Annotated in this window: 19 protein-coding genes and 1 pseudogene; 10 read left to right on the forward strand and 10 right to left on the reverse strand. The window is 62.7% G+C overall.

Annotated features, from left to right (window positions below; translation table 11 throughout):
* A partial coding sequence (locus AAGD32_14880; GenBank protein MEM8875529.1) for a hypothetical protein occupies positions 1 to 183 on the reverse strand: 183 nt, incomplete at its 3' end.
* A gap of 124 nt (positions 184 to 307) precedes the next feature.
* Between AAGD32_14880 and AAGD32_14885 the strand changes: the two genes are divergently transcribed.
* Positions 308 to 1,045: a hypothetical protein gene (locus AAGD32_14885; GenBank protein ID MEM8875530.1), complete on the forward strand. Its 738-nt coding sequence runs from the start codon at positions 308 to 310 to the stop codon at positions 1,043 to 1,045.
* A gap of 29 nt (positions 1,046 to 1,074) precedes the next feature.
* Here AAGD32_14885 and AAGD32_14890 read toward each other — a convergent pair whose 3' ends face one another.
* From AAGD32_14890 to AAGD32_14900, 3 genes are all read right to left on the reverse strand, one after another.
* Positions 1,075 to 2,706, reverse strand: coding sequence for a sulfatase-like hydrolase/transferase (locus AAGD32_14890; protein ID MEM8875531.1), 1,632 nt, complete (start codon positions 2,704 to 2,706; stop codon positions 1,075 to 1,077).
* Between the two features lie 84 nt (positions 2,707 to 2,790).
* Entirely contained in the window at positions 2,791 to 3,699 is a 909-nt protein-coding gene (locus AAGD32_14895; protein MEM8875532.1) for a prepilin-type N-terminal cleavage/methylation domain-containing protein, read from the reverse strand.
* Positions 3,700 to 3,806: 107 nt separating this feature from the next.
* On the reverse strand, positions 3,807 to 4,688 hold the full coding sequence (locus AAGD32_14900) for a PEP-CTERM sorting domain-containing protein (GenBank protein MEM8875533.1): 882 nt from the start codon (positions 4,686 to 4,688) through the stop codon (positions 3,807 to 3,809).
* 321 nt (positions 4,689 to 5,009) lie between these two features.
* Between AAGD32_14900 and AAGD32_14905 the strand changes: the two genes are divergently transcribed.
* Entirely contained in the window at positions 5,010 to 8,093 is a 3,084-nt protein-coding gene (locus AAGD32_14905) for a glycoside hydrolase family 2 TIM barrel-domain containing protein (protein ID MEM8875534.1), read from the forward strand.
* A gap of 44 nt (positions 8,094 to 8,137) precedes the next feature.
* On the opposite strand, the gene AAGD32_14910 is transcribed toward AAGD32_14905, so the two are convergent.
* The 4 genes from AAGD32_14910 to AAGD32_14925 form a co-directional block, all read right to left on the reverse strand.
* On the reverse strand, positions 8,138 to 9,028 hold the full coding sequence (locus tag AAGD32_14910; protein ID MEM8875535.1) for an AraC family transcriptional regulator: 891 nt from the start codon (positions 9,026 to 9,028) through the stop codon (positions 8,138 to 8,140).
* Positions 9,029 to 9,089: 61 nt separating this feature from the next.
* Positions 9,090 to 10,019 (reverse strand): PfkB family carbohydrate kinase, encoded by a 930-nt coding sequence (locus AAGD32_14915; GenBank protein ID MEM8875536.1) that lies wholly within the window; start codon positions 10,017 to 10,019, stop codon positions 9,090 to 9,092.
* Positions 10,020 to 10,089: 70 nt separating this feature from the next.
* Positions 10,090 to 10,422, reverse strand: coding sequence for a hypothetical protein (locus tag AAGD32_14920; GenBank protein MEM8875537.1), 333 nt, complete (start codon positions 10,420 to 10,422; stop codon positions 10,090 to 10,092).
* Between the two features lie 17 nt (positions 10,423 to 10,439).
* Positions 10,440 to 11,012 (reverse strand): hypothetical protein, encoded by a 573-nt coding sequence (locus tag AAGD32_14925; GenBank protein ID MEM8875538.1) that lies wholly within the window; start codon positions 11,010 to 11,012, stop codon positions 10,440 to 10,442.
* Positions 11,013 to 11,318: 306 nt separating this feature from the next.
* Between AAGD32_14925 and recA the strand changes: the two genes are divergently transcribed.
* On the forward strand, positions 11,319 to 12,416 hold the full coding sequence (recA, locus tag AAGD32_14930; GenBank protein ID MEM8875539.1) for a recombinase RecA: 1,098 nt from the start codon (positions 11,319 to 11,321) through the stop codon (positions 12,414 to 12,416).
* Between the two features lie 87 nt (positions 12,417 to 12,503).
* On the opposite strand, the gene AAGD32_14935 is transcribed toward recA, so the two are convergent.
* Positions 12,504 to 14,120 carry an MFS transporter gene (locus tag AAGD32_14935; protein ID MEM8875540.1) on the reverse strand — a complete coding sequence of 539 codons (1,617 nt, stop codon included), beginning with the start codon at positions 14,118 to 14,120 and terminating at the stop codon, positions 12,504 to 12,506.
* A gap of 137 nt (positions 14,121 to 14,257) precedes the next feature.
* Between AAGD32_14935 and AAGD32_14940 the strand changes: the two genes are divergently transcribed.
* Together AAGD32_14940 and AAGD32_14945 are read left to right on the forward strand one after the other, a co-directional pair.
* Entirely contained in the window at positions 14,258 to 15,100 is an 843-nt protein-coding gene (locus AAGD32_14940; GenBank protein ID MEM8875541.1) for a metallophosphoesterase, read from the forward strand.
* A 49-nt stretch (positions 15,101 to 15,149) separates the two neighbouring features.
* Complete coding sequence (locus tag AAGD32_14945; protein MEM8875542.1) at positions 15,150 to 15,620, forward strand: hypothetical protein; 471 nt, start codon at positions 15,150 to 15,152, stop codon at positions 15,618 to 15,620.
* 3 nt (positions 15,621 to 15,623) lie between these two features.
* On the opposite strand, the gene AAGD32_14950 is transcribed toward AAGD32_14945, so the two are convergent.
* The gene (locus tag AAGD32_14950) at positions 15,624 to 16,592 is read right to left on the reverse strand and encodes a membrane dipeptidase (GenBank protein ID MEM8875543.1); all 969 of its coding nucleotides are present in this window, start codon (positions 16,590 to 16,592) and stop codon (positions 15,624 to 15,626) included.
* 61 nt (positions 16,593 to 16,653) lie between these two features.
* Between AAGD32_14950 and AAGD32_14955 the strand changes: the two genes are divergently transcribed.
* The 5 genes and pseudogenes from AAGD32_14955 to AAGD32_14975 all read left to right on the forward strand — a co-directional run bounded on the left by AAGD32_14955 (position 16,654) and on the right by AAGD32_14975 (position 20,843).
* Positions 16,654 to 17,535 (forward strand): hypothetical protein, encoded by an 882-nt coding sequence (locus AAGD32_14955; GenBank protein ID MEM8875544.1) that lies wholly within the window; start codon positions 16,654 to 16,656, stop codon positions 17,533 to 17,535.
* A gap of 58 nt (positions 17,536 to 17,593) precedes the next feature.
* Positions 17,594 to 19,501 (forward strand): succinate dehydrogenase flavoprotein subunit, encoded by a 1,908-nt coding sequence (sdhA, locus tag AAGD32_14960; protein MEM8875545.1) that lies wholly within the window; start codon positions 17,594 to 17,596, stop codon positions 19,499 to 19,501.
* A 95-nt stretch (positions 19,502 to 19,596) separates the two neighbouring features.
* The gene (locus AAGD32_14965) at positions 19,597 to 20,001 is read left to right on the forward strand and encodes a thiol-disulfide oxidoreductase DCC family protein (GenBank protein ID MEM8875546.1); all 405 of its coding nucleotides are present in this window, start codon (positions 19,597 to 19,599) and stop codon (positions 19,999 to 20,001) included.
* On the forward strand, positions 19,998 to 20,375 hold the full coding sequence (tsaE, locus tag AAGD32_14970; GenBank protein MEM8875547.1) for a tRNA (adenosine(37)-N6)-threonylcarbamoyltransferase complex ATPase subunit type 1 TsaE: 378 nt from the start codon (positions 19,998 to 20,000) through the stop codon (positions 20,373 to 20,375). Before AAGD32_14965 ends, tsaE begins: the two co-directional genes overlap by 4 nt.
* Positions 20,376 to 20,404: 29 nt before the next feature.
* A pseudogene (locus tag AAGD32_14975) lies at positions 20,405 to 20,843 on the forward strand (ABC transporter ATP-binding protein).

Genomic DNA, 20,843 nt, shown 5'->3' on the forward strand with positions numbered 1-20,843 from the left:
CAAAAGGGCGGTGAGCGCGCCGTCCCAATCCCGCGCACGGTATCGCTCAAGCATGGTGGCAAACTTCGCCCGAAGCACTTTGAAGGTGCCGGTATTCGCTTCCTGGGCATCACCCAAAAGGGCAAAGATCCTCAGAGGCAGCTCAGGCTGCTCTACCCCGCGATCAGTCTGTACGTTATGCATCGACCCGTCATAACGTCAACGCGTTCGATCGATTTTGCTGAACCGTTGTCAGGGCGTGACGTAAAGGTACATTACCGGACTAGCCGGCACGGATGCCGGTCTTCACCTGCAACGGAGTGCGCGCGTGGCCGGCGAAACGCAACTGCATAAAACCTTGAAGAAGGAAGCGTGTCGGTGGATGAGCCGCAGCGGATACCGGTGCATTGCGGCCGAGGTTCGGCTGCCGCCGCTGGGCATTATCGACGCGGTCGGAACAGGGTACTTCAGGCCTTATCACAACTACCTCTCGGTGCCGTACACGCTCCCGCAGACGGTGTTTGTCGAGGCAAAAGCATCGCGGGCGGACTTCCTGCGTGACATGTGCGAACGGCAACAAATGCTGTTCGCACTCAAGCAGAAGTCCAAGCAACGCAAGCGTGGCGTTCCGAACTTACAACGCAAGCTCCGTGGCCAGTCCGCGCTGGGTAAGTTTCGCAGTTGTCTCCTGACGCCCATGGCGAACCTGCACTATGTCATCGCCCCGGCGGGGTTGATCAAAAAGAAAGACCTGCCACCGCGATGGGGGCTGCTCACGCTTGGCGAGGGGGGCGTCGCGGTGACGGTTCGTGCCGACTGGGTCGAAACCGGACGAACGCAGTACGTCGAGTCGGCGATCGCGCGGACGCTGACGGGGGATATCTTCCGCGCCGATGACCGCGCGATCGGCTCGCTCAATCGCGAGATCGCCACGCAGCAACACCAACTGGCCGAACGGATCAAAGCGCTCGCGCCGATCATCACCGAGCAAATGGAAGGTAGCGCGGAGCCGGCACCAATGGTCAGCGAAACGCTACGCCCGACCCGCCGCAAGCGTCGGCGGTGAAAACGAGTACGGCCTACGGAAACGAAAAATTAGTTGACGCCTTCAACGCTGATCGACCGCATGGCGGGAACGACCGGTTTGACCCGTTGGCGTTTGGGCTTGGGTGCCGGGGTGCCTTCCTGTCCGTGGTCGCCAGGCTTTTCGAACGGGCGGGGCGTGTCGAGCAATTCAGTTCCGCCAACGTAACCCTCACGGGCGTAACCGTCGCCGATGGAGCGAAGTTGTGACTCCAAGTCCTGCGAGTCTTGAAACAACAGACCCGAATCCGTCGCCTCCGGAAACTCGGGCGGTTGGTATCCGACCCAACGATTGTCAGCGACCGCTTCGGTATACCCGGCTTCGGTAAAGCGTTGGCGGAGAGATGCCGCGAGCGTGTTGTCCGCGACCGACTTGCCAGTGTCGACACAATGGGCGAACTCGTCGGGGTTGTCTTCCGCCGTTCCGTGAAAGAGCCACTCACGATTGTCGGCAGCGGAGCGGACGAACTTCTGCTTCGCGTTGGCCGCCATGTACAGGCCGTAACGGCCGCGTTGCAGTTGTGCGTAAACGGTCCGGTCCGGGTCAGGTACAGCGGCCACCGATGCCAGATCGTTGCCGTCACCGGAGACCTCTCCGGTGTCCGTTTCGGCACGAGCCAGACATGTGGGCATGATGTCGAGCAACGATGTCGCCGCTTCGCAGCGCCGGCCGGGTTTGAAGACGCCCGGAAGGCGAGCGATCATCGGAATCCGCGCGGCAGCATCGAGCATGGATCTTTTGCCGACACAGCCATAGTCCCCGAGCAGTTCGCCGTGGTCGGCGGTGAAGAGGATCAATGTGTTGTCGATGGCATCGCCGAGCGAGTCGATGATCCGGCCGATCTGTTGGTCGATGAAGCTGATCGCCGCGTAGTACGCGGACTGACGAAGCTGCGCAAGACGCAAATCGAAACCGGCGTCGGCGTACTTGTAGCGATTCTGGACACGGTTCCAGTAAGTCCACAACTGTTGCTCTTCGCGCCGGCGCAGCGGGCCGGGCATGTCGGGGCCGCGATAGAGCTTGTCGAAGGGAGAAGGATTCTCAAACGGCGGATGCGGCTTGATGAAGCTCGACATCAAGAAGAACGGACGGCTGGTGTCGCGCTCTCGAAGGTACTTGATCGAACGGTCCGCCACCCAGTGCGTGTGGTGCAGCGCGGTCGGCAGCTGCGATGGTTGTGGGACGTAGTAAAACTCGCTCCGCACGCCATGCGGCTCGGTCACATGGTCAAAGCCATTCTCACAGAGAAAGTCGACGTAGTCGTCGTCGGAGCTGGGCATCTCCTCGGAGATGTCGCGCGAATCAAAACCCCAAGCGGCGGTGCTGTCCGGGTTGAAGTGCATCTTGCCGATGCCGTGCGTTTGGTAGCCCGACATGCCGAGGCGAGCCGGCAGCGTCGGCACGTCGGTGGGCATCGGCATGTTGTCGACGCAACCGCTTACATGCGGGGCAAGTCCTGTCATCAATGCGCATCGCGCCGAGACGCAAACCGGGCTGGGGGTGTAGCACCGAGTGAAGCTCGTGCCTTCCCGGGTCAGCCGATCGAGCACCGGCGTGCGGATGATTGGATTGCCCAGGGCAGAGACCGTATCCGCACGCTGCTGATCGGTCATCAGCAGCAGTATGTTGGGCGGGCACTTCACGGATCGCTCCAGATATAGGGATGTGCGGCGGTGGAAATCGGGTGATCGCGGTCAAGCGATCACCCGGTTAGAGGAGGATGCACATCAGGGCAGGAAGCCGTTGTCTTCGATCGGGTCTTCGACCGGCTCGTAGTCCTCATGCCAATCGAGCTGCCAGAGCTCGAGCGGTTCGACGCCGCGTGCACTGCCGTCGAGGAACGCGAAGTTGATCGAGCGCGAGCCGGGGTGACGGCTCAGGTAGCTCCGGTTCATCGTGGCGGTGGGGTTCATCACCGTCGGGTGAACGCCGAACGGATCGACGTCCGTGGTCGACACTTGGTTGGTGAAGGTCGGGGTCGTTTCGGCCCAGATACCGTCGCCGTATAGCGGGACGTTACTGCTGTCAGTAGCGCGGCTGTGGCTGTCGTAGAAGTAGGTGCGGCGCTCTTGGCCATCACCGCGGTCCTCGGCCACCCACGCGTTGAACGCGTTGGGAATGCCCGGCGGTGCATACCGCTTGTCATTGCTGAGCCAAGCGTTGTAGGTGTAGGAGCCTTCGGAGAAGACGCTACCGAAGGTCTTCTGCCAGTAGGTGTTGGCGTTACCGATCGTCGCGACGGTGCCAATGGGCAGAACACCGAGCTGATCCGTTTCTGGGCAGTAGGCGATCTCAGGCTCGATCTTACCGATCGAGGGCGCGCCCGTGTCTGTCGGCTCGTTACGAGTGAGGTTGATGTAGCCGGCATTGGTCAGAATCTGGGGCAAAAGCACCTGACCCTGAAGGTTGTCGGGGCTGTAGTCCGCGAACGCACGGAACTGGTTTTCCGACAGCCAGAGTTGGTAGGCCGTGCCGACCTGGCGGACGTTGCTCAGGCACTTGACGTTGTTGGCCGACCGGCGTGCGGATTGAAGCGAGGGGAGCAGAATGGAAATCAGCAGCGCGATGATGCCGATCACGACGAGTAGCTCTACAAGGGTGAAGCCACGACGGTTACGTTGCGTGGGTCTACGCATGATTGCCTCCTCAATTGGCAATGAAGTTCGGAACGAATCAGGAAGTTGTGTGGAGGGCGGGATGCCCAAGGATCGCCGGCCGGGGTCAACCGGCCGGCGACCGAGTGTTATGCGCGACGGCGACGCATCAGGCCAAGACCGGCAACGGACAGAAGTCCGAGCGAAGCCGGCTCGGGAATCACGAGCGCCGAGATGCTGAGGTTGTCGTACTGGTGCTCGCCGTTGAAGGCGACTGCCGACAGGAACGCCGAGTCAGCATCGATCCACTCGATGCTCTCGGTCGGCATGACTGCACCGTTAACGGTGGTGGTCACCAACACGATGCTGCCGGCAGAGAAGTCGCCGACAACTTCAATCGACACATCGTAGAACGTGTCATTTACAAACGGGTCGGGCAGCGGGGACTGACCGGAATATAGGTCGAAGGTCGGCTGGTCGAACACGAACTCGTTGAACGCACCGACGTCGGGGTTGCCTGTGGCGACGAGCGTGCGGACGTTGCCGGCGGTGCGGGTGAGCATACCGGCCGAGCCACTGTTGCGAGGCAAGACCGCGTAACGCAGAGCGTCGTTGCCCGCGTTGGTGACCGCACCGGCACCACCGAACTCAACAAGGTCGTTGGTGTCGGAAAGCGCGATGCCGGCAAACTCACGGCCGGTGCCGCTGTTCGGCGGGACCGAATCATCGCCGTCGGTCGGGTTGACCTGCCAGTTGACGACAAAGCCGCCACCAGCGATGACGTTTGGGTCGGTCGCGAGGTTGTAGTCGAGAATGATGCGATTGTTGACGAATGTGCCGGCCTCACCGTTGACACCGCCGACGTCACCGGGGATCCAGTTCTGCACGCCGGCAGTTCCGCCGGTGGTCGCGCCCCAACCGGTGCCGGAGTCAGCGGTACGGTTGAAATCGTCGACAACGATCTGGGCAGACGCCATGGACCCGACGGTCAGGGCCGCGGCGGCTGCAATGCAAAGTGAAGTGATCTTCATGGTTTCTCCTCCTCAAGGGAGCGTGGAGTGAGCGGTTGAGAAAGCTCGCCCGATCGCGGGTTGTCGAACATCGGTCCGACGCGGAGCCTCCTCTGTCAGGTTTAAAAGATGCCGCAGTCAGGTGATGCGTACAAGTGGCGCATTGTGAGTTTGCGTTTCAGATAGTGACATATGTGAGAGTTTGGGGTCGCCATCGTGTGAGAGCTTGGCAGAATGCCGGATTATCGCCCGTAGACGGGCCGAAAACCTTCACCCGACAACTTTCCGAGGAGAACCGTTATGTCACGCAAACGGAGCAAAGTCAAACATCCCGATCGCCGCATGTCGCAGACAGTGATTGTCATCGCCGCCTTGGCGGCCTTGGCTGGAACGTCCGCGGCCTCGGCCGAAACGGTCGACGTTCCCGAGAACACGACCGGCTACCGGGAAGGGCCGGCAAATATCGGCGAACGTGCCGGTCTTGCCGATCGTGAGGCCCGCAGCCCCGAGCTACAGGCCGACATCGAGGCGTCCGTTCTGCCGCCGGTTCGACTCACCCCGCCGATCACCGGCATCGCCGGGCTTGAAGCGTTCAGCATGTCCCTTAACGGCACGTGGAATTTCCGTAACCGTCTGCCCGAAGGCTTCAACGGCACCATCGCCGGCGTCGAAACCTGGGACGAAATGACCGTCCCGGGGTCGCCCGCCGCCAACGGCTTCGAACCGATGGAACGGGAGTTCGGCAAGCCCGTCGGTTGGGCACGCACCTTCGACGTCCCTGCCGAATGGGGCGGTTCACGTATTGTCCTGCACTTCGGCACCCTCGACGGACTGGCCAAGGTCTACCTCAACGGCGAACTCGTCGGCACGAGCGAACACGCCTTCCTGCCCGCCGAGTTCGACATCACCGACGCCATCACCGACGGCACGCAGGAGCTGGTCGTCACGATGGAGCGCAGCTACCCGACGCACTGGCACAATCGCGAGTTCGGCGGGATGGGCCGCGACGTCACGCTCATGGCACTGCCACCGGTGAACCTCGCGCGTTTCCACGTGCAGACGATTTTCGATGAAGCCTTCGAGAATGCGACCGTCGAAGTCCTGGCCGCGGTGGCCAACCAGTCCGACGCACCGATGAGCGGCGGGGCGTTGACGTTCGCGATCGACGGGCTTGCCGATCAAACGGTCGAACTGCCCGAGATTCCCGCTGGCAAGACGCATCACCTGACGATGAAGGTGCCGGTCGAGTCGCCCAAGCACTGGCATCCGGAAACGCCCAATCTCTACGACGCAACGCTGACCTTCAGCCGCGACGGCGAGACCGTCATGGCCTCCGAGCGACGCATGGGCTTTGTGCAGGTCGAAAACCGTGACGGCGTGCTGACCGTCAACGGCGCGCCGTTCAAGGTCAAAGCCAACAACTACCACACGACCTACCTCGGCCATGACCACTCGCCGCCGGATCAAGTCTTGCGCGACGACGTGGACTTGTTCGTCGACACGAACCACAACTCCATGCGACCCTGGCCGACGCCGAACATGGCGTACATGGAAGCAGCGGATGAGTTCGGCATGTTCACCACCATCGAGGTGCCGACCCTCGCGATGATCTACAGCGACGGCCCCTGGAAGGACAAGGGCGACAACCGGCTGATGATGGAGCCGTACCAGAAGGTCGCCGCCGTCACCCTCGAGACCTATCGCAGTCACCCGTCGGTCCTTACCTGGGGGCTGGGCAACGAGAGCCCGTACTACGAGTACTTCGAGCGTGCCGCCTTCGGCATTGCCAAAGAAGACCCGACCCGCATGGTGTTCTTCGGCTCCGACTTCCGCATTGGCATCGACAAGCCTGGCCTCACGTTCAACGACGACCACTACCCACGGTGGGGCCGAGTGACCGAAGACGACACGGCCATTGTCGGCGGCGACTGGGAACGCTTCCCCACCGACAAACCGATCATGTTCACCGAGTGGGCACATGTTCACTGGAACAATTGGAGCGAAAAGGCCTTCGACCCCGGCGTGTTCGAGTACTGGGGCCATTACGTCAAAGCCCACGTCAACGAGACCTACAACCACCCGCATGTCGCCGGCGGGATGATTTTCGGCTCGACGCCGCTGCGCGGAATCTGGCGTGACTTCGACTTCGGCCACTGGGACCTTTGGCGTCAGCCCAACGACACGGCATGGATCGTGAAGAAGGGTTACTCGCCGGTGCCGCTGCTGGACGTGGTCCATCGGCCGGTCGATCTCAATAAGCCGAAGATTCGTCCCGAGGCGATCCAGTTCATCGTCGAGAACCGCCACAGCATTCTCGACCTGGCTGACCTAACGATCGACTACAAGCAGGGCAAATTCTCCGGCGAGGTCGAAGCAAGCCTGCGGCCCGGCGAGATCGGGCCGATCGAGGTGCCGTTCAACCCCGACGTTGAAGAACCCTTGCGGATCACCCTCACCGACCCGCGTGGTCGCGTGATTGATGAGCACGAGTTTGTCCTGGATCGCCCCGAGCCGTTGCCGACGATCGTCGACGCGGCAGCGCTGGAGATCGTCACCGAGGGCAACGTGACCACGCTCGCCAACGACCGCGTCTCGTTCAGCATCGACATGGAAACCGGTAAGCTCACGAACGCGAGCGTCGATGGCACGCAGGTCATCGCCAGCGGCCCGTACCCGGTGCTGCGCAAGAGCGGTGATGCCGGCTGGCCCAAGAACAGCGAGCCGGTCACCAATGTCCTCGACGAATGGGAAGCCGACTCCGTCGAACTCATCGAGGGCACCGAGCCGATCGTCCGTGTGACCGGCAGCTACAACTACGCCGACGTCGAGTACCGCATGCACTTCGGCGGCGACGGCACGCTCACCGTCGAATGGCAGGCCACCTGGACCGAAGACCGCATCGTTGATCTCTTCCAGACCGGCGTGCTGTTCGAGACTACCGAAGGGTTCGAGACCGTCTCTTGGCGGCGTGATCGTGACCGCGCGCTGTGGACCGCGTACCCCGAGACCCACATCGGTCGACCCGTCGGCACCGCGACGCGGTACGGCGATACCTCCACCCTCGACGCCCGGCGTGCGTGGAAGAAAGATGACCGCAGCGATTGGCCGTGGAGCCAGGACCTGATCAACACCGACAACCCGGCCATCACGAGCACCAACGATTTCCGCGCCACCAAGTTCGGCATCCTCGCCGGCAGCTTGACCAACGCCGAAGGCGTCGCGCTGTCGGTCGATAGCAACGGCGATCAGAACTTCCAAGTCTTCCCGCTCGAATCCGGCGGCACCGCCTTCCAGGTCGGCAGCTTCCACAACGGCGGCACCGAACACCACTTGGTTAAGAGTGTCCGCAAGGACGTCTTGCAAACTAAACTGGGTTTGGTGATCACCGACAGCGTCGAACTTCGCTTGCGACCGAAGCCGGAGTAGTCACGCTTTGATACGCCGGTGTTTTGAACAAACGCCCGGCGGGTTCAGGTGAGCGGAGCCTTTCGGTTCTTGTCTCGCCGGAACTCGCCGGGCGTTGTGCCTGCGAACGAACGGAAGAGCCGGGCGAACGTCGCGCGGCTCGTGAAGCCGACCGCGTTCATGATCGACTTGATCGGCTCATCGGTCTGACGCAGACGCCGGCACGCCTCGCGCATTTTCAACTGCGTCGCATACTGCGCCGGCGGAATGCCGTACTGATGCTTGAACGCGCGGGTGAGATGCTCACGTGACACGTCGTGCATGTCGGCCAGTTCGGTGATGGAAAACGTGTAGCTGAGTTGGCCGCTGATGACCTTCTCGACCGCCGCGGCGAGTTGGGGGCGGGGGGCGCTGCGGATCGATGTCTCGGCGTTGACGGCCATGTGCAGGAGCAGTTCCTGCACCAACTGCATGCCCTCGGAACCCGTCATTCGCACGGTATGGGTGGGCTCGCGGGCCAACGCCAGCAGGCGTTTGACGAACAGGCCGTTGAGGTCGAAGCTGAAAATGCGTCCGTGACGCTTGGCAATACCACGCGCCGTCGCCAGTGCGGACCTGCCGGCGAAGATCAGGCCCATGTATTCCCACGGCCCGTTGTGCTTCACGTCGTAAGCGTCCCACACGTCGGTCTCGCCGATCTCGCGCAGGACGGCCATGCCGGGCTGCAAACGCACCGGTCGCATGTTTGCACCGCCACAACCGATCCCGCCGTGGCTCAGCGAGATCTTCACGACCGCGTGTCCGGGCATGGGGTCTTGCGGATTGGTTCGGCTGTCGCACTCTGGCCGATAGGCCAAACCACGCCCGACATAGAACGGCCGTGGCGCCATCGGGATCTGTCCCGAAAGCTGGAACCACGCGTCGTTGATCATTTCATAAAGCGGTCGCTCGGGCATGACGGCACCGGCAACGTATCACGAAATGACACATCTGGCGAGCCGCACATTCCGAACCGACTCAGAAAGACATCGCCGCCTTCAGCTTTTCGTAGCGCTCGTCGATTGCGATGCGGGTGGTGGCTTGCAAGCCGTCGAGGGAGAAGTCGCTGATGGTGTAGCTGGCGACGACAGTGCCGAAGGCGAGGGCGCGTTTGATCGTCGGAGCCGAGAGCGAGCGTTGCGTGGCGAGGTAGCCCATCATGCCTGCGGCGAAGCTGTCGCCGGCGCCGGTCGGGTCGATGACCTTGTCGGTCGGGTAGGCGGGGAGCGTGAAGGTCTGCATCTCCGTCGGCGTCGAGCCGTTCTGATCCGCCCACGCCATCAGGCAACCGTGCTCGCCTTTCTTGATCACGACGAACTTCGGCCCCATCGCCAGCACGTCCCGCGCGGCCCCGACCATGTTTTTCTTCTCGGTCAGCAGCTTCGCCTCGCCATCGTTGAGCACCAGGCCGTCGATCTTCTTGAGCAAAGCGAGCAGGGCGTCGCGCTCGGTCGTGATCCACAGGTTCATCGTGTCGGCGACGCTGAGCGTGACGTCGCCGAGCTTGTCGAGCATGTCGGCTTGGAGCGCCGGGTGGGTGTTGGCGAGGAAGACGTACTTGCTGTCGGCGTAGGCGTCGGGGATCGTCGGGGCGGCCTCGGCGAGGACGTTCAGGTCAGTGTTGATTGAGACGGCTTCGTTGAGGTCGTCGACGTAGCTGCCGTGCCAGCGGAAGGTCTTGCTGCCGGCGCGCTTCTCCAGACCGGTGAGGTCGACCGGCTGTTCACCGAAGACCTCGCCCAGCTCATGCGGATAGTCCTCGCCGACGACGCCGACGAGCCGGACCGGAGCGAAGAAAGCCGCGGCATACGCGAAGTAGACGGCGCTTCCGCCGATGACATCGTCTCGCCGGCCGGCGGGGGTTTCAATCGTGTCGAGTCCGAGCGATCCGGTGACGAGTAGGGACATGGGTGTAAGTCTGAAGTTGAAAGTAAATGGGCGCGAAGCTGCGTTGCTCTGCAACGCGGTTGGACGGTCATCACTGCGAAAGTTGACGCACCTTCGCGTTGCTTGCCGTCGCCGTGTAAAGCCGGCCTGGCGTGAGTCGTTTGAACCGATCAAAGAGCTTCCGCACCGCGTCCGGCGTCGGCTCACGCAGGTACACCGCCAGCCGCGTCTTGCCGAGCATGGCGATCGATGCCTGCTCCGCGAGATCGTGGTCGGCTGTAAGCAGCTCCGCCTGCATCGACCGGCAAATCTTGAACAGCTCCAGCGGCTGCAAGTCCGCCGGCGGGACCGGCTCATGCGTGTGGCCGAGCTCGGTCAGCGTGGCGATGACGACGTCCGGCAAGTTGTGCGGCAAGAAACGCAAGGCAGCAACGGTAGGCATCACGGATTCACGTCGGTGCCGACGAACTGCTGGTTCTCGATCACCCAGCGTCGTCGATGGTGCGGATGTGGGTTCAGATCGAGGCGGTCGACTTCGAGAGGCGCGAGCACCAGCACTTCAAAGGTTTCCGGGATCGGGGTGTCCGCGTCGATGGTTTCGGGGAACTCGCCATCGTCATTGCGCGGCTCTCCCGAGGCCGGCCAGAAAAACAAGGCCCGGGCCGTATCCGACAGGCCACGCCAGACACTCTCGCGAAAGCCCCCGGCCGTGTCGCCGCCTGCGGACTTTCCACAAACCTCGACGACGCCCGCGATCCGCCACTGCACACGCTTCGACTCGATCCAGAAGCACGCCTCCATCCCGTTGGCTCGATCCAGCGTGGCGTTCTTTCGGCTCCGCCGGTCCGAAACGAAGATCATCTGTTCGCCTTCGGAGAAACCGTCCGCGTCGGTCCAACCCCTAAACACGATTGATCGGCAGCGCGGCAATCCGCCGTCGGCGCTCGTCGCAACTTGTGCGATCAACGGCCGGACGTTTGCGGTTTCTGATTTGAATCGCTCCAACCATTCCATCTTCACAATGTAGGTGACCACGCTGCGGCGTTAGCCGCTGATCCACCCGCCGACAGCGCCGCCCTGCGTCACGAATTTTTCTGCATTTTCGACTTCCGTTCACCCGACGATGTTCCTAACATGTTTGTTCAAGACCGAACAGGGGCGGTGTGACTCCCGTCGAGTTCGGTCGCGGTTTCAGGCGTGTTCACTTCATTGAACATGCTGACGCGGGCAACGGATGCCTCCGGCCGCACCCCCCAGAGTCACAGCTGCCGCTGGCCAGCAAGACTGGCGTATCCGGCACAACAATGAAAGGGCATTCCCATGCCACGTTCGTCTTCCTCCTCGAAGGTCGCCGCGTCCGAGTTAACCGCCGACCGTTCCAACCGTGAAGCCGCCCTCGCACGGGCCGTCCAGCAGATCGAGCGCCAGTTCGGCAAAGGCTCGGTCATGAAGCTCGACGGCGAAACGAAAATCACCGACGGCATCCCGACCGGTTCGCTTTCTCTCGACCTCGCTCTCGGCGGCTATGGCATCCCGCGCGGCCGGGTCCTCGAGGTCTACGGCCCGGAGTCCTCCGGCAAGACCACGCTCGCGCTACACACCGTCGCATCGGTCCAGAAGTCCGGCGGCGTTGCCGCCTTCATCGACGCCGAGCACGCGCTCGACCCGACTTGGGCCAAGCGGATCGGCGTTGACGTCAACGACCTGCTCGTCTCCCAACCCGATACCGGCGAGCAGGCCATGGAAATCTGCGAGCTGTTGGTCCGCTCCAACGCCGTCGACGTGATCGTCGTCGACTCGGTGGCGGCGTTGATCCCGCGGGCCGAGATCGAAGGTGAAATGGGCGACGCCCACGTCGGCCTGCAGGCCCGGCTCATGAGCCAAGCCCTGCGCAAGCTCACCGGGGCGATCAACCGCTCCAAGACCACCGTCATCTTCATCAACCAGATCCGCGAGAAGATCGGCGTGATGTTCGGCAGCCCCGAGACGACCCCCGGCGGCCGGGCGCTCAAGTTCTACGCCTCGGTCCGCATCGACGTCCGCCGCACCGGCAGCATCAAGGACGGCGATACCGCCGTCGGCAACCGGACCCGTACTCGCATTGTCAAGAACAAGGTCGCGCCGCCGTTCCGCGAGGCCGAGTTCGACATCATGTTCGATCGCGGCATCAGCTACGAGGGCGACCTGCTCGACCTCGCCGTCGACTCGAACGTGGTGCAAAAGAGCGGGGCGTGGTTCAACTACGGCGAGACCCGCCTCGGCCAGGGCCGCGAGAACGTCAAGAACTTCCTTCACGAGAACCCCGACCTGACCCAGGAGATCCGCGAGAAAGTCCTCGTGGCCAAGGGCATCGGCGAAGTCACCGAAGAAGAATACGACGAAGACCCCGTTGACGAGGACGAACTCGTCGAGGCGTAGGTCGATCGCTAGACCCGAAACGCCGAGCGGTGACCGGAGGAAGCTCCCTCCGGTCACCGTTCGGCGTTTGCATGAAACTTCAAAGACTTACACGTCGTTGGCAGCACGTTTCGCCTCGAGCTCGACTCGGACGTTTTCCATTCGCTGCTTGTTGAGCGGGATGAACAACACGATCACCGCCGCAAGCCCAACGCCACCGCAGACGACGAGCATGTACGCCCAGCGCATATTGTTGATCACGTCCAGCGTCTGGGTCTTAACCCCGGCCTCGCTGACATAACCGACCAAGTCGAGAATCGCGCCTGAGAAGAGCAGGGCGACGCCGATGGCCATCTTCTGAATCCAGTTGAACACCGCCCAGTACGACCCTTCGCGGCGTTGTCCGGTCTTCAACTCGTCAAGGTCGCACACGTCCGCGATCATCGAGTTGGACATGATCAGCAAACCAGCCAGCCCCGGCCAGATCAGCGCGAAGCTGATCGCCAGCGGATGGAACCAGAAGTTGATCCGGTCCGGCAGCCAGAAGTACCAACTCTCGTTACCGAAGTCGCCAAAGAGCGGAATGATCTGCTTGAACGTGCCGAAGTCCGGCGAGTAGAGCCACCACGAGAGTAGCCCGCCGATGAAGCTGCTCATGAGAGCGCCGATGAGCAGCCATTTTTTCTCGACCTTGGTTGCGAGCCGGTTGATGATGAGGACGGTGATTAAACCCATGATGATGGCAAACGTCTGTGCCCAGCCCTGCATGTAGGCCCCGTCGGTTTCGCCTTGCTCGCCGCCGCCGTAGACGTGGAAGATGGCGACGTACAGCCCGAGTTTGAGCACCATGATCACGCCGAGGAAGCCGATCGTGTACGCGGCGACGATCATGAGCAGAATCGGCTGCTTGATCGTCGTGACGATGCTCTTCCAGATGCCAACCTTGGGCTGCTTGCGAACGTCTTCGAGCCCGCCGCCCGCCTCGCGGCGTTTGGTTCGTTCAGGCACGAAGAACGTCGGCGCGAACATGATCACGGCGAGCAGCACCGCGAGAATCGAGCCCACCACGATCGCCCCGGTCCGCGTGTCTTCACTTGCTTTGACGATCGGGTAAAGCCACGCCAAGAAGAAACCAGTCAAGTAGGTAAAGAGCGTTCGGAAGCTCATGACCCGCGTTCGCTCTTCGTAGTCGGACGTGAGTTCCATCGTCAGCGCCCCGTAGGGCACCGCGAAAACCGTGAGGCAGGTGTAGAAGATGATGCAGACGAACGTGAGTATTCCTGCATACGCCCAATCGCGGAGAGGAACGTTCAAGTCGAGCGTTGCGAAGCCGAAGTTCAAGACCGGTCCCCACTCGGTGTTTGACCACGACTGATTGTCGATCCCGCCGGGCACATAGCAGATGGCAAAAATACCAGCGATGCTCAGCAATGCCCCGATGAGCATGAACGGCTTGCGGCGTCCCCACTTGCTCGTGGAGTTATCGCTGACGCTGCCCATCACCGGGTCGATCACCGCGTCCCAGATACGGGGAATGAACAAGGCCACGCCGAGCAACGTCGGACTCACCGCGAGTCCGAGGTTGTAAACTAGAAAGCTGAAGTTCGGCGGAATGTTGACGCCGATGTTGATCGCGCCCTCGCCGGCACCGGCGGCGACCTTGGTGTGGAGCGGGATGCGTTCGTCGGCCGGGGTCGTTTCGGCGGGCGCGGGTTCTGCGGTCATGAGGCCTCCTCTTGGTCACAAATCGACCCATCGTGCATCACATTTGTGCACAAGCGGGCATTTGCACGGTCGTCAATGTATCACGTTGCGCAAAAAGGCCAAGTGTGGCGGGCGTCCCTACGCTCCCGTCGCCGCCGATGAGTGCCCTCAAGCGCATCCTTCACAGCCCCGACTGGAAACGATCGCACCGGCTCCGGTTCGGCGTCTGGCAGACGTTCAATCGCCTCGGGCTGACCGGCCTGCACAGCCTGCCGCACCACCCGGCGTGGGTCGATGTGGAGCGGCTCGACATGCCGATCCCGGATCTGCCCGAAACGTTGGTCGGCCGGCGGCTCGTGCAGATTTCCGACCTGCACCACAGTCCGGTCGTCGGCAAGTCTTACTTGCACCAACAGATCGACCGGGTGAACCGACTCCGCCCGTGGCGTGTCGTGGTGACCGGCGACCTGGTGACCGGTGGCTATCGGTTCGACCGCCGCGTGGCCGGACTGCTCAAACGCATCGACGCACCGACGGTCTGCACGTTCGGCAACCACGACTACTCGCTTCGCGGCAAACGCAACGAAGCGGCCGGCTCACGCCGGGCTCGTTCGCTCCGTGCGGCACTCGAACGTGCGGGTATGACCGTCCTTCAGAATGAATCGCTCGACGCGGACGGGTTGATGCTCGTCGGGCTCGATGATCTGTGGACCGGCCGACTCGATGCGGACGTGGCGTTCGACGGCGTGGCGGGGCCGTGCGTTTGCCTGAACCATGATCCGCGTAACGCGCGTGAACTTCTCGAACATCCCTGGCAGTGGATGCTCGCCGGCCACACCCATGGCCGACCGCTACGCAAGTCCATTCGCCCGTTCACCGCCGGCCACTACCCGCTTGCCGAGGGCAAAGACCTCTACGTCAACCGCGGCCTGTCGTACGGTATGCGCAGCAAAGACTGGTGCAAACCTGAGATCACCGTGTTTCGCTTGGTCGCGGCATGACGGCTCGGTTGGATTTGCAACGTACCGACCGGCTCGCGATGCTTTGGGGATGAGCGCACACGAGCCACAGAACGTGGGTCCGATCGACCTCGGCTACGACGGCGGTGGGCGGGGCGGTATCGTCGCGGATGAGCGTTGCGTGCAGGCGCTCTCCGGCACCCGACCCTGGATCATGGTCTGGGCTGTTCTGATGTTCCTCGGTGGCGGACTGTTCGCGATTGGCAGCCTCGGCCTGATCATCATGGCCGGTGTTTCGGGCGGCGGGGGCGACATGCCAATGTTTCTCGGGATCGGCGTGGGTTACTTCATTGGTGCCGCCATTTACATTTTGCTGGGCGTGATGCTCATACGTTACTTCGCCGCCATTGGACGCACCGTCCGCAATCGGCAGACCGACGACCTGTATGCCGCCCTCAATGCACAGAAAAACTTCTGGCGACTGGCAGCGATCATCCTCATCACGTTTATCGTGCTGTACTTCGTGGTGGTCGCGCTTGCGATCGCGTTCACCGCTTTGTGACGATCATCGCAGGTGCCGCTTGAACCAGCTTCGCCAGTTCTCGCCCATGATGCCGGCGATCGCTCGGTCGCAAAAGCCGGCGTCGGTGAGGGCGTCGGCGAGTTTAGGCAGGTCGGCGCTGGTGGCGATTTCCTTGGGGATGTGTTCGCGGCCGCGGCCGCCGTCCATGTCGGTGCCGATGCCCGCTTGCGTCGTGTTACCCGCGAGATCGCAGACCCTGCTGATGTGCGCGACGACATCGGCAAGCGTCGCGCGGCGTTTACCGTGCTCGGCTTCGGGGAGTAGGAAGCGGTCGAAGAACACGGTGCCGATGATGCCGCCGCGTTCGAGGATGGCGCGAATCTGTCGATCGGGGAGTTGCCGGCCACGTGGATCGTCGCCGACGATCGCCCGGCAGTTCGAGTGCGAAGCACAGATCGGCCCGTCGGTCGCGTCGAGAAGGTCGTCAAGGGATTGCTCGGCAAGGTGGGACGCGTCGTGGAGTATTCCCAGGCGATCGAACTCGGCGACGAGCGCGTGGCCGGCATCGGTGAGTGGGCCGGGGTGTCCGGTGCCGCCGGCGTAGCGCGTCGCGGACCAGGCAAGCCCAACCATTCGCAAGCCCCGCCCGAACCACCACGCGACATCCTCGACGCCGCGGATCGGGTCGGCACCTTCCATCAGCAGCACCGCCGGCAGGACGTCGGTTCGGTCCAGGTCTTCCGGCCCGCGGACGACGTGCAACCCCGGGCAGTTGGCGTACCAGACCAGTTGCTCGATCGCCTGGGCATGGACCGGCGTGTCATGGTCCGGGTCGGCAAAGAGCGTGGCACAGACGCCGCCGACACCGCCGTCGCACAGGTCCGGTAATCCGACGGTGGCGGTCTCGTTGTCGACGTACGGCTGGTCGGAGGCGTGCGTGGTCACGTCCCTTCCGCGTTGGGTTGCGTTCCAGGCCAAATCGAGATGTGCGTCGAAGAGTCGCATGGTCATTGACGGTCGTTCGCCGAGGTTGAAAAGGCGGGGCAATTCGTCACGCTAGGATGCGACAGCCATGACGACTGCCAACCCACCAGCCGCTGCGTCGGCCAAGAAAAGTGCCGGGTCTTCCGCGTTGCCGATGATCGGGGGACAGTACCACTTTCTGTTTCGCCGGCTTCATTCGCTCACGGGCATTCTGTTCGGCGGCTACATCGTCGTTCACCTGCTGGTCAACGCGACGCTCCTCGAGGGCACACGCGGCGCGGCCGGGGCGACCGTGTTCCAGCAGCAGGTCGACAAAATTCACTCGCTGCCCTGGCTCATCGCGATCGAGTGGACGGCGATCCTCATGCCGTTGATCTACCACACGATCTACGGCATCTACATCACCGTCACCGGCGTACCCAATGTCGGCAACTACGGATTTACCAAGAACTGGTTCTATCTGGCCCAGCGCGTCTCGGCGATCATCCTTGTTTTCTTCATCGCGTTCCACGTCATCAGCATGAAGATGGGCGGAACCATCTTCACGTTCGTGCCGCACACCTATGCGACGGAGTCGACGGCGATGCATCTGCAGGCTTTCTGGTGGGTGTGGGCGATCGTCTACCCGATCGGCATCCTCGCTGGGACGTTCCACCTGTCCAACGGGTTCTGGACCGCCGCGATCACGTGGGGCCTGACCACGACGAAGACCGCGCAAAAACGCTGGGGCCTTGCGTGCATCGGGCTGTTCGGATTCACGACGGCCTGCGGCTTCGCGGCACTCATCGGCGGTGTCCGGGCACCGATCGACGAGGAAACCGCAGCAATCGTGATGCAAGTTCAGGAGAACCCACACGGCCACCACGACGAGTCATCCAGCACGGAGCATGGCACGGCTCACGAAGCCGATGTTGAGTCCGCTGTCGATGATGTTCTCGCCGAACAACTGCCCGATTCAGTCACCGAGTAACCAAACTTGTTCGATCGCATTTGAAAGCCCAACCCCGAACATCCGTTAGGATTCAAGCATGAGCGCCCAGGAAAAAGAAGTGATCGTCGTCGGCGGTGGTTTGGCGGGACTTGCGTGCGCCGTCAAGCTCGCCGAACTCGACGTCAAGGTGAAGCTTTTTTCGATGGTGCCGGTCAAACGCAGCCACAGCGTTTGTGCCCAAGGCGGCATCAACGCGACCAACGACATCGCACGTCAGCAGGGCTACAGCGAGTGGATTCACTTCGACGAGACGGTGCTCGGCGGCGACTTCCTGGCCGACCAGCCGCCGATCCTCGAGATGGCCAACATGGCCCCGAAGATCATCGACCTGCTCGACCGCATGGGCGTGCCGTTCAACCGCACCAAGGAAGGCCAGCGTTCGCTGCGTCTCTTCGGCGGCTCGATGTTCAAGCGTACCTTCTACGCCGGCGCTACGACCGGGCAACAGTTGCTCTATGCCCTCGACGAACAGACCCGGCGTTACGAATCCGAGGACAAAGTCGAGAAGTTCGAGTTCTGGGAGTTTCTCTGGCCGATTATGCACGAAGGCTCGTGCGTCGGCATCGTCGCACAGGACATGCGGACGATGGAGATCCGCAGCTTCCGCGGCGACGCGGTCGTCATGGCCACCGGCGGCAACGGGCTCATCTTCGGCAAGTCGACGATGTCGGTCATCTGCACCGGCGGGGCCGCCTCGCGCTGCATGCAGGCGGGCGCCACCTACGCCAATCCCGAGATGATGCAGGTCCACCCCTCGGCCATCCCGGGCGAGGACAAGTGCCGGCTCATGTCCGAATCCGCACGCGGCGAGGGCGGCCGGGTCTGGGTTCCGCGAAAGAAGAAGGACACCCGTCACCCGCTGGACATCCCGGCCGCCGACCGCTGGTACTTCCTCGAAGAAAAGTACCCCAAGTACGGCAACCTCGTCCCGCGCGACATCGCCACTCGCGAGATCTTCCAGACCTGCATCGACGGCTACGGCGTCGGCGGCGAGAACATGGTCTACCTCGACCTCACCGACCAGGTCGCCAAGATCGGTGCCGACGCCGTCGAGAAGAAGCTCGGCGGCATCCTCGAGATCTACCGCAAGTTCGTCGGCGTCGACCCCATCGAAGAACCCATGAAGATCTTCCCCGCCATCCACTACTCGATGGGCGGGCTGTGGACGCAGTTCACCAAGGACGAGAAGACCGGCGGCCTCGCGACCGGCGCGCCCAACAACATGATGACCAACATCCCCGGGCTCTACGCCATGGGCGAGGTCAACGTGCAGTACCACGGGGCCAACCGTCTCGGTGCAAACTCGCTGCTCTCGTGCATCTTCGACGGTTTGTTCGGCGGGCTGGGCGTGAAGAACTACTGCTACGACGTCGCCGAGACGCCAGCCGCCGACGTGCCGGACTCGGTGTACGCGGACGCCGTCACGCAGGAGAAGGACCGCATGGACTGGCTCGTCAACGCCGACGGTACGGAGAACCCGTACCACCTGTGGCAGGAGATGGGCAAGAGCATGACCGACAACTGCACGGTCGTGCGCTACAACGACCGGCTCGACAAAACGATCGAAGAGGCCGAGTCCTGGAAGGACCGCTATCGCCGGATCAAGCTCAGCGACACCGGCATGTGGACGAACCAAAACCTTTCGTTCACCCGCGCGGTCAAGGACATGATCGTCCTCGCCGAGGCGATCCTGAAGGGTGCCCGCCAGCGTGACGAGTCGCGCGGCGCCCACTACAAGCCCGAGTTCCCCGAGCGGCTCGACGATCAGTTCCTGAAGACGACGATCGCCAACTACCAGGCCCCGGCGGACACGAAGGACTTCGGCAGCGTCGACGTGGCCTGGGGCGAGGTCGACGTGTCGCTGATCAAGCCGCGGCCACGCAACTACGGCAAGGTCGACGCTAAGGCCGAGGTCGAAGAGAAGAAGGAACCGGCGACGGTGTAAACCCGAAGGACAAGTTTCCGAACGACGAAAGAATGACCAAGGCCGAAACGCGAAGGCCTTGGTCATTCTGCCTTTTCCCCAGGTATCATCTTAGCGTGGACGCCAATCCACCCATCCTCCTGTACGACGGCGAGTGCGGCTTCTGCGACCGCACGGTGCGATGGGTGCTCGCTCGCGATCCGGACGGCCGGGTGAAGTTCGCCGCGCTGCAAGGTGAGAAGGGCGGGCAATTGCTGGAGGAGCACGACCTGCCGAGGGATTACTTCGACTCGCTCGTGCTAATCGACGACGGCGGTGTTTGGCTCAAGTCCGACGGAGCGTTGCGGCTCGCCAAGCACCTGCCGCGGCCGTGGCGCTGGGCGTGGGCCTTCCGGTACGTGCCGCGCTTTCTACGGGACCTCGCTTACGACGGCTTCGCCAAGGTTCGCTACCGCGTATTCGGCAAGGTCGAGGCGTGCAAGCTCCCGACCGAGCAGCAGCGGCTACGCTTCCTCGCGTGATCAGCCGCAGCCCCGAACAGACCCACGCCATCGCCGCCGACCTCGCCGCGACCTTGCGGGCCGGCGATGTCGTCGCGCTGCACGGCGACCTCGGGGCCGGCAAGACGACCTTCACCCGCGGCCTCGTCCGCGCGCTCGGCGGTGACCCGGCACAAGTGACCAGCCCGACGTACACGCTGCTGCAGGTCTATCCGACGCCACTCGGCGATGTGTTTCACCTCGACGCGTACCGCGCCGTCCCTGATGAACTCGACGAGTTGATCGCCGACGCGTTCTGCACGGTGATCGAATGGCCCGAGCGGGCGGAGATCACCGCGACGATCGACGTGCGCATCGAGCATGTCGACGAAGGGCGATTCGTCAGCATTGACTGACACCCCGAACTGAGTTGCGGAGCAACCCAGCGACCCGCGTCATGCAGACAGCTCTGGCGGTGCGCACCACGGTGATCAAGCTGCTGGATATCATGGTGTACGTGGTGGTGTACTTTCTCTCGGTACTGACCTTGTTCGCCGCGATCGACTTCCGTCTGATGTTGCCCCTGGCCCTGTGGCTTGTGGTGTACGGGGTGATTCTTTATATCATCCTGCCGCGGCTGCAGCGGGTATCCGAGGCCCAGGCCGGTGCCAGGGCGATGATGACCGGGCGTATAGCGGACAGTTACACCAACATCACGACCGTCAAGCTGTTTTCCCATGCACGGCGGGAGGCCGCTTACGCGCGCGAGGGTATGCAGGACTTTCTCGGCACCGTACACCCCCAGATGCGCCTGGTGACCTGGATGGAAACGGCGGTCGCCACCAACAATACGGTGATGCTGCTGTCCGTGGGGTCCACCGCGC

The organism is Planctomycetota bacterium, assembly GCA_039182125.1.
Classification (GTDB): domain Bacteria; phylum Planctomycetota; class Phycisphaerae; order Tepidisphaerales; family Tepidisphaeraceae; genus JBCDCH01.

What these genes read in the sequence shown, in the direction of transcription:
- AAGD32_14905 (MEM8875534.1), top strand. Translation starts at nt 5,010, where the DNA reads ATGTCGCAGACAGTGATTGTCATCGCCGCCTTGGCGGCCTTGGCTGGA.
- AAGD32_14925 (MEM8875538.1), bottom strand. Translation starts at nt 11,012, where the DNA reads ATGGAATGGTTGGAGCGATTCAAATCAGAAACCGCAAACGTCCGGCCG.
- AAGD32_14955 (MEM8875544.1), top strand. Translation starts at nt 16,654, where the DNA reads ATGACGACTGCCAACCCACCAGCCGCTGCGTCGGCCAAGAAAAGTGCC.
- AAGD32_14945 (MEM8875542.1), top strand. Translation starts at nt 15,150, where the DNA reads ATGAGCGCACACGAGCCACAGAACGTGGGTCCGATCGACCTCGGCTAC.
- recA (MEM8875539.1), top strand. Translation starts at nt 11,319, where the DNA reads ATGCCACGTTCGTCTTCCTCCTCGAAGGTCGCCGCGTCCGAGTTAACC.
- AAGD32_14940 (MEM8875541.1), top strand. Translation starts at nt 14,258, where the DNA reads ATGAGTGCCCTCAAGCGCATCCTTCACAGCCCCGACTGGAAACGATCG.
- AAGD32_14895 (MEM8875532.1), bottom strand. Translation starts at nt 3,699, where the DNA reads ATGCGTAGACCCACGCAACGTAACCGTCGTGGCTTCACCCTTGTAGAG.
- AAGD32_14915 (MEM8875536.1), bottom strand. Translation starts at nt 10,019, where the DNA reads ATGTCCCTACTCGTCACCGGATCGCTCGGACTCGACACGATTGAAACC.
- AAGD32_14900 (MEM8875533.1), bottom strand. Translation starts at nt 4,688, where the DNA reads ATGAAGATCACTTCACTTTGCATTGCAGCCGCCGCGGCCCTGACCGTC.
- AAGD32_14910 (MEM8875535.1), bottom strand. Translation starts at nt 9,028, where the DNA reads ATGCCCGAGCGACCGCTTTATGAAATGATCAACGACGCGTGGTTCCAG.
- AAGD32_14950 (MEM8875543.1), bottom strand. Translation starts at nt 16,592, where the DNA reads ATGACCATGCGACTCTTCGACGCACATCTCGATTTGGCCTGGAACGCA.
- AAGD32_14935 (MEM8875540.1), bottom strand. Translation starts at nt 14,120, where the DNA reads ATGACCGCAGAACCCGCGCCCGCCGAAACGACCCCGGCCGACGAACGC.
- sdhA (MEM8875545.1), top strand. Translation starts at nt 17,594, where the DNA reads ATGAGCGCCCAGGAAAAAGAAGTGATCGTCGTCGGCGGTGGTTTGGCG.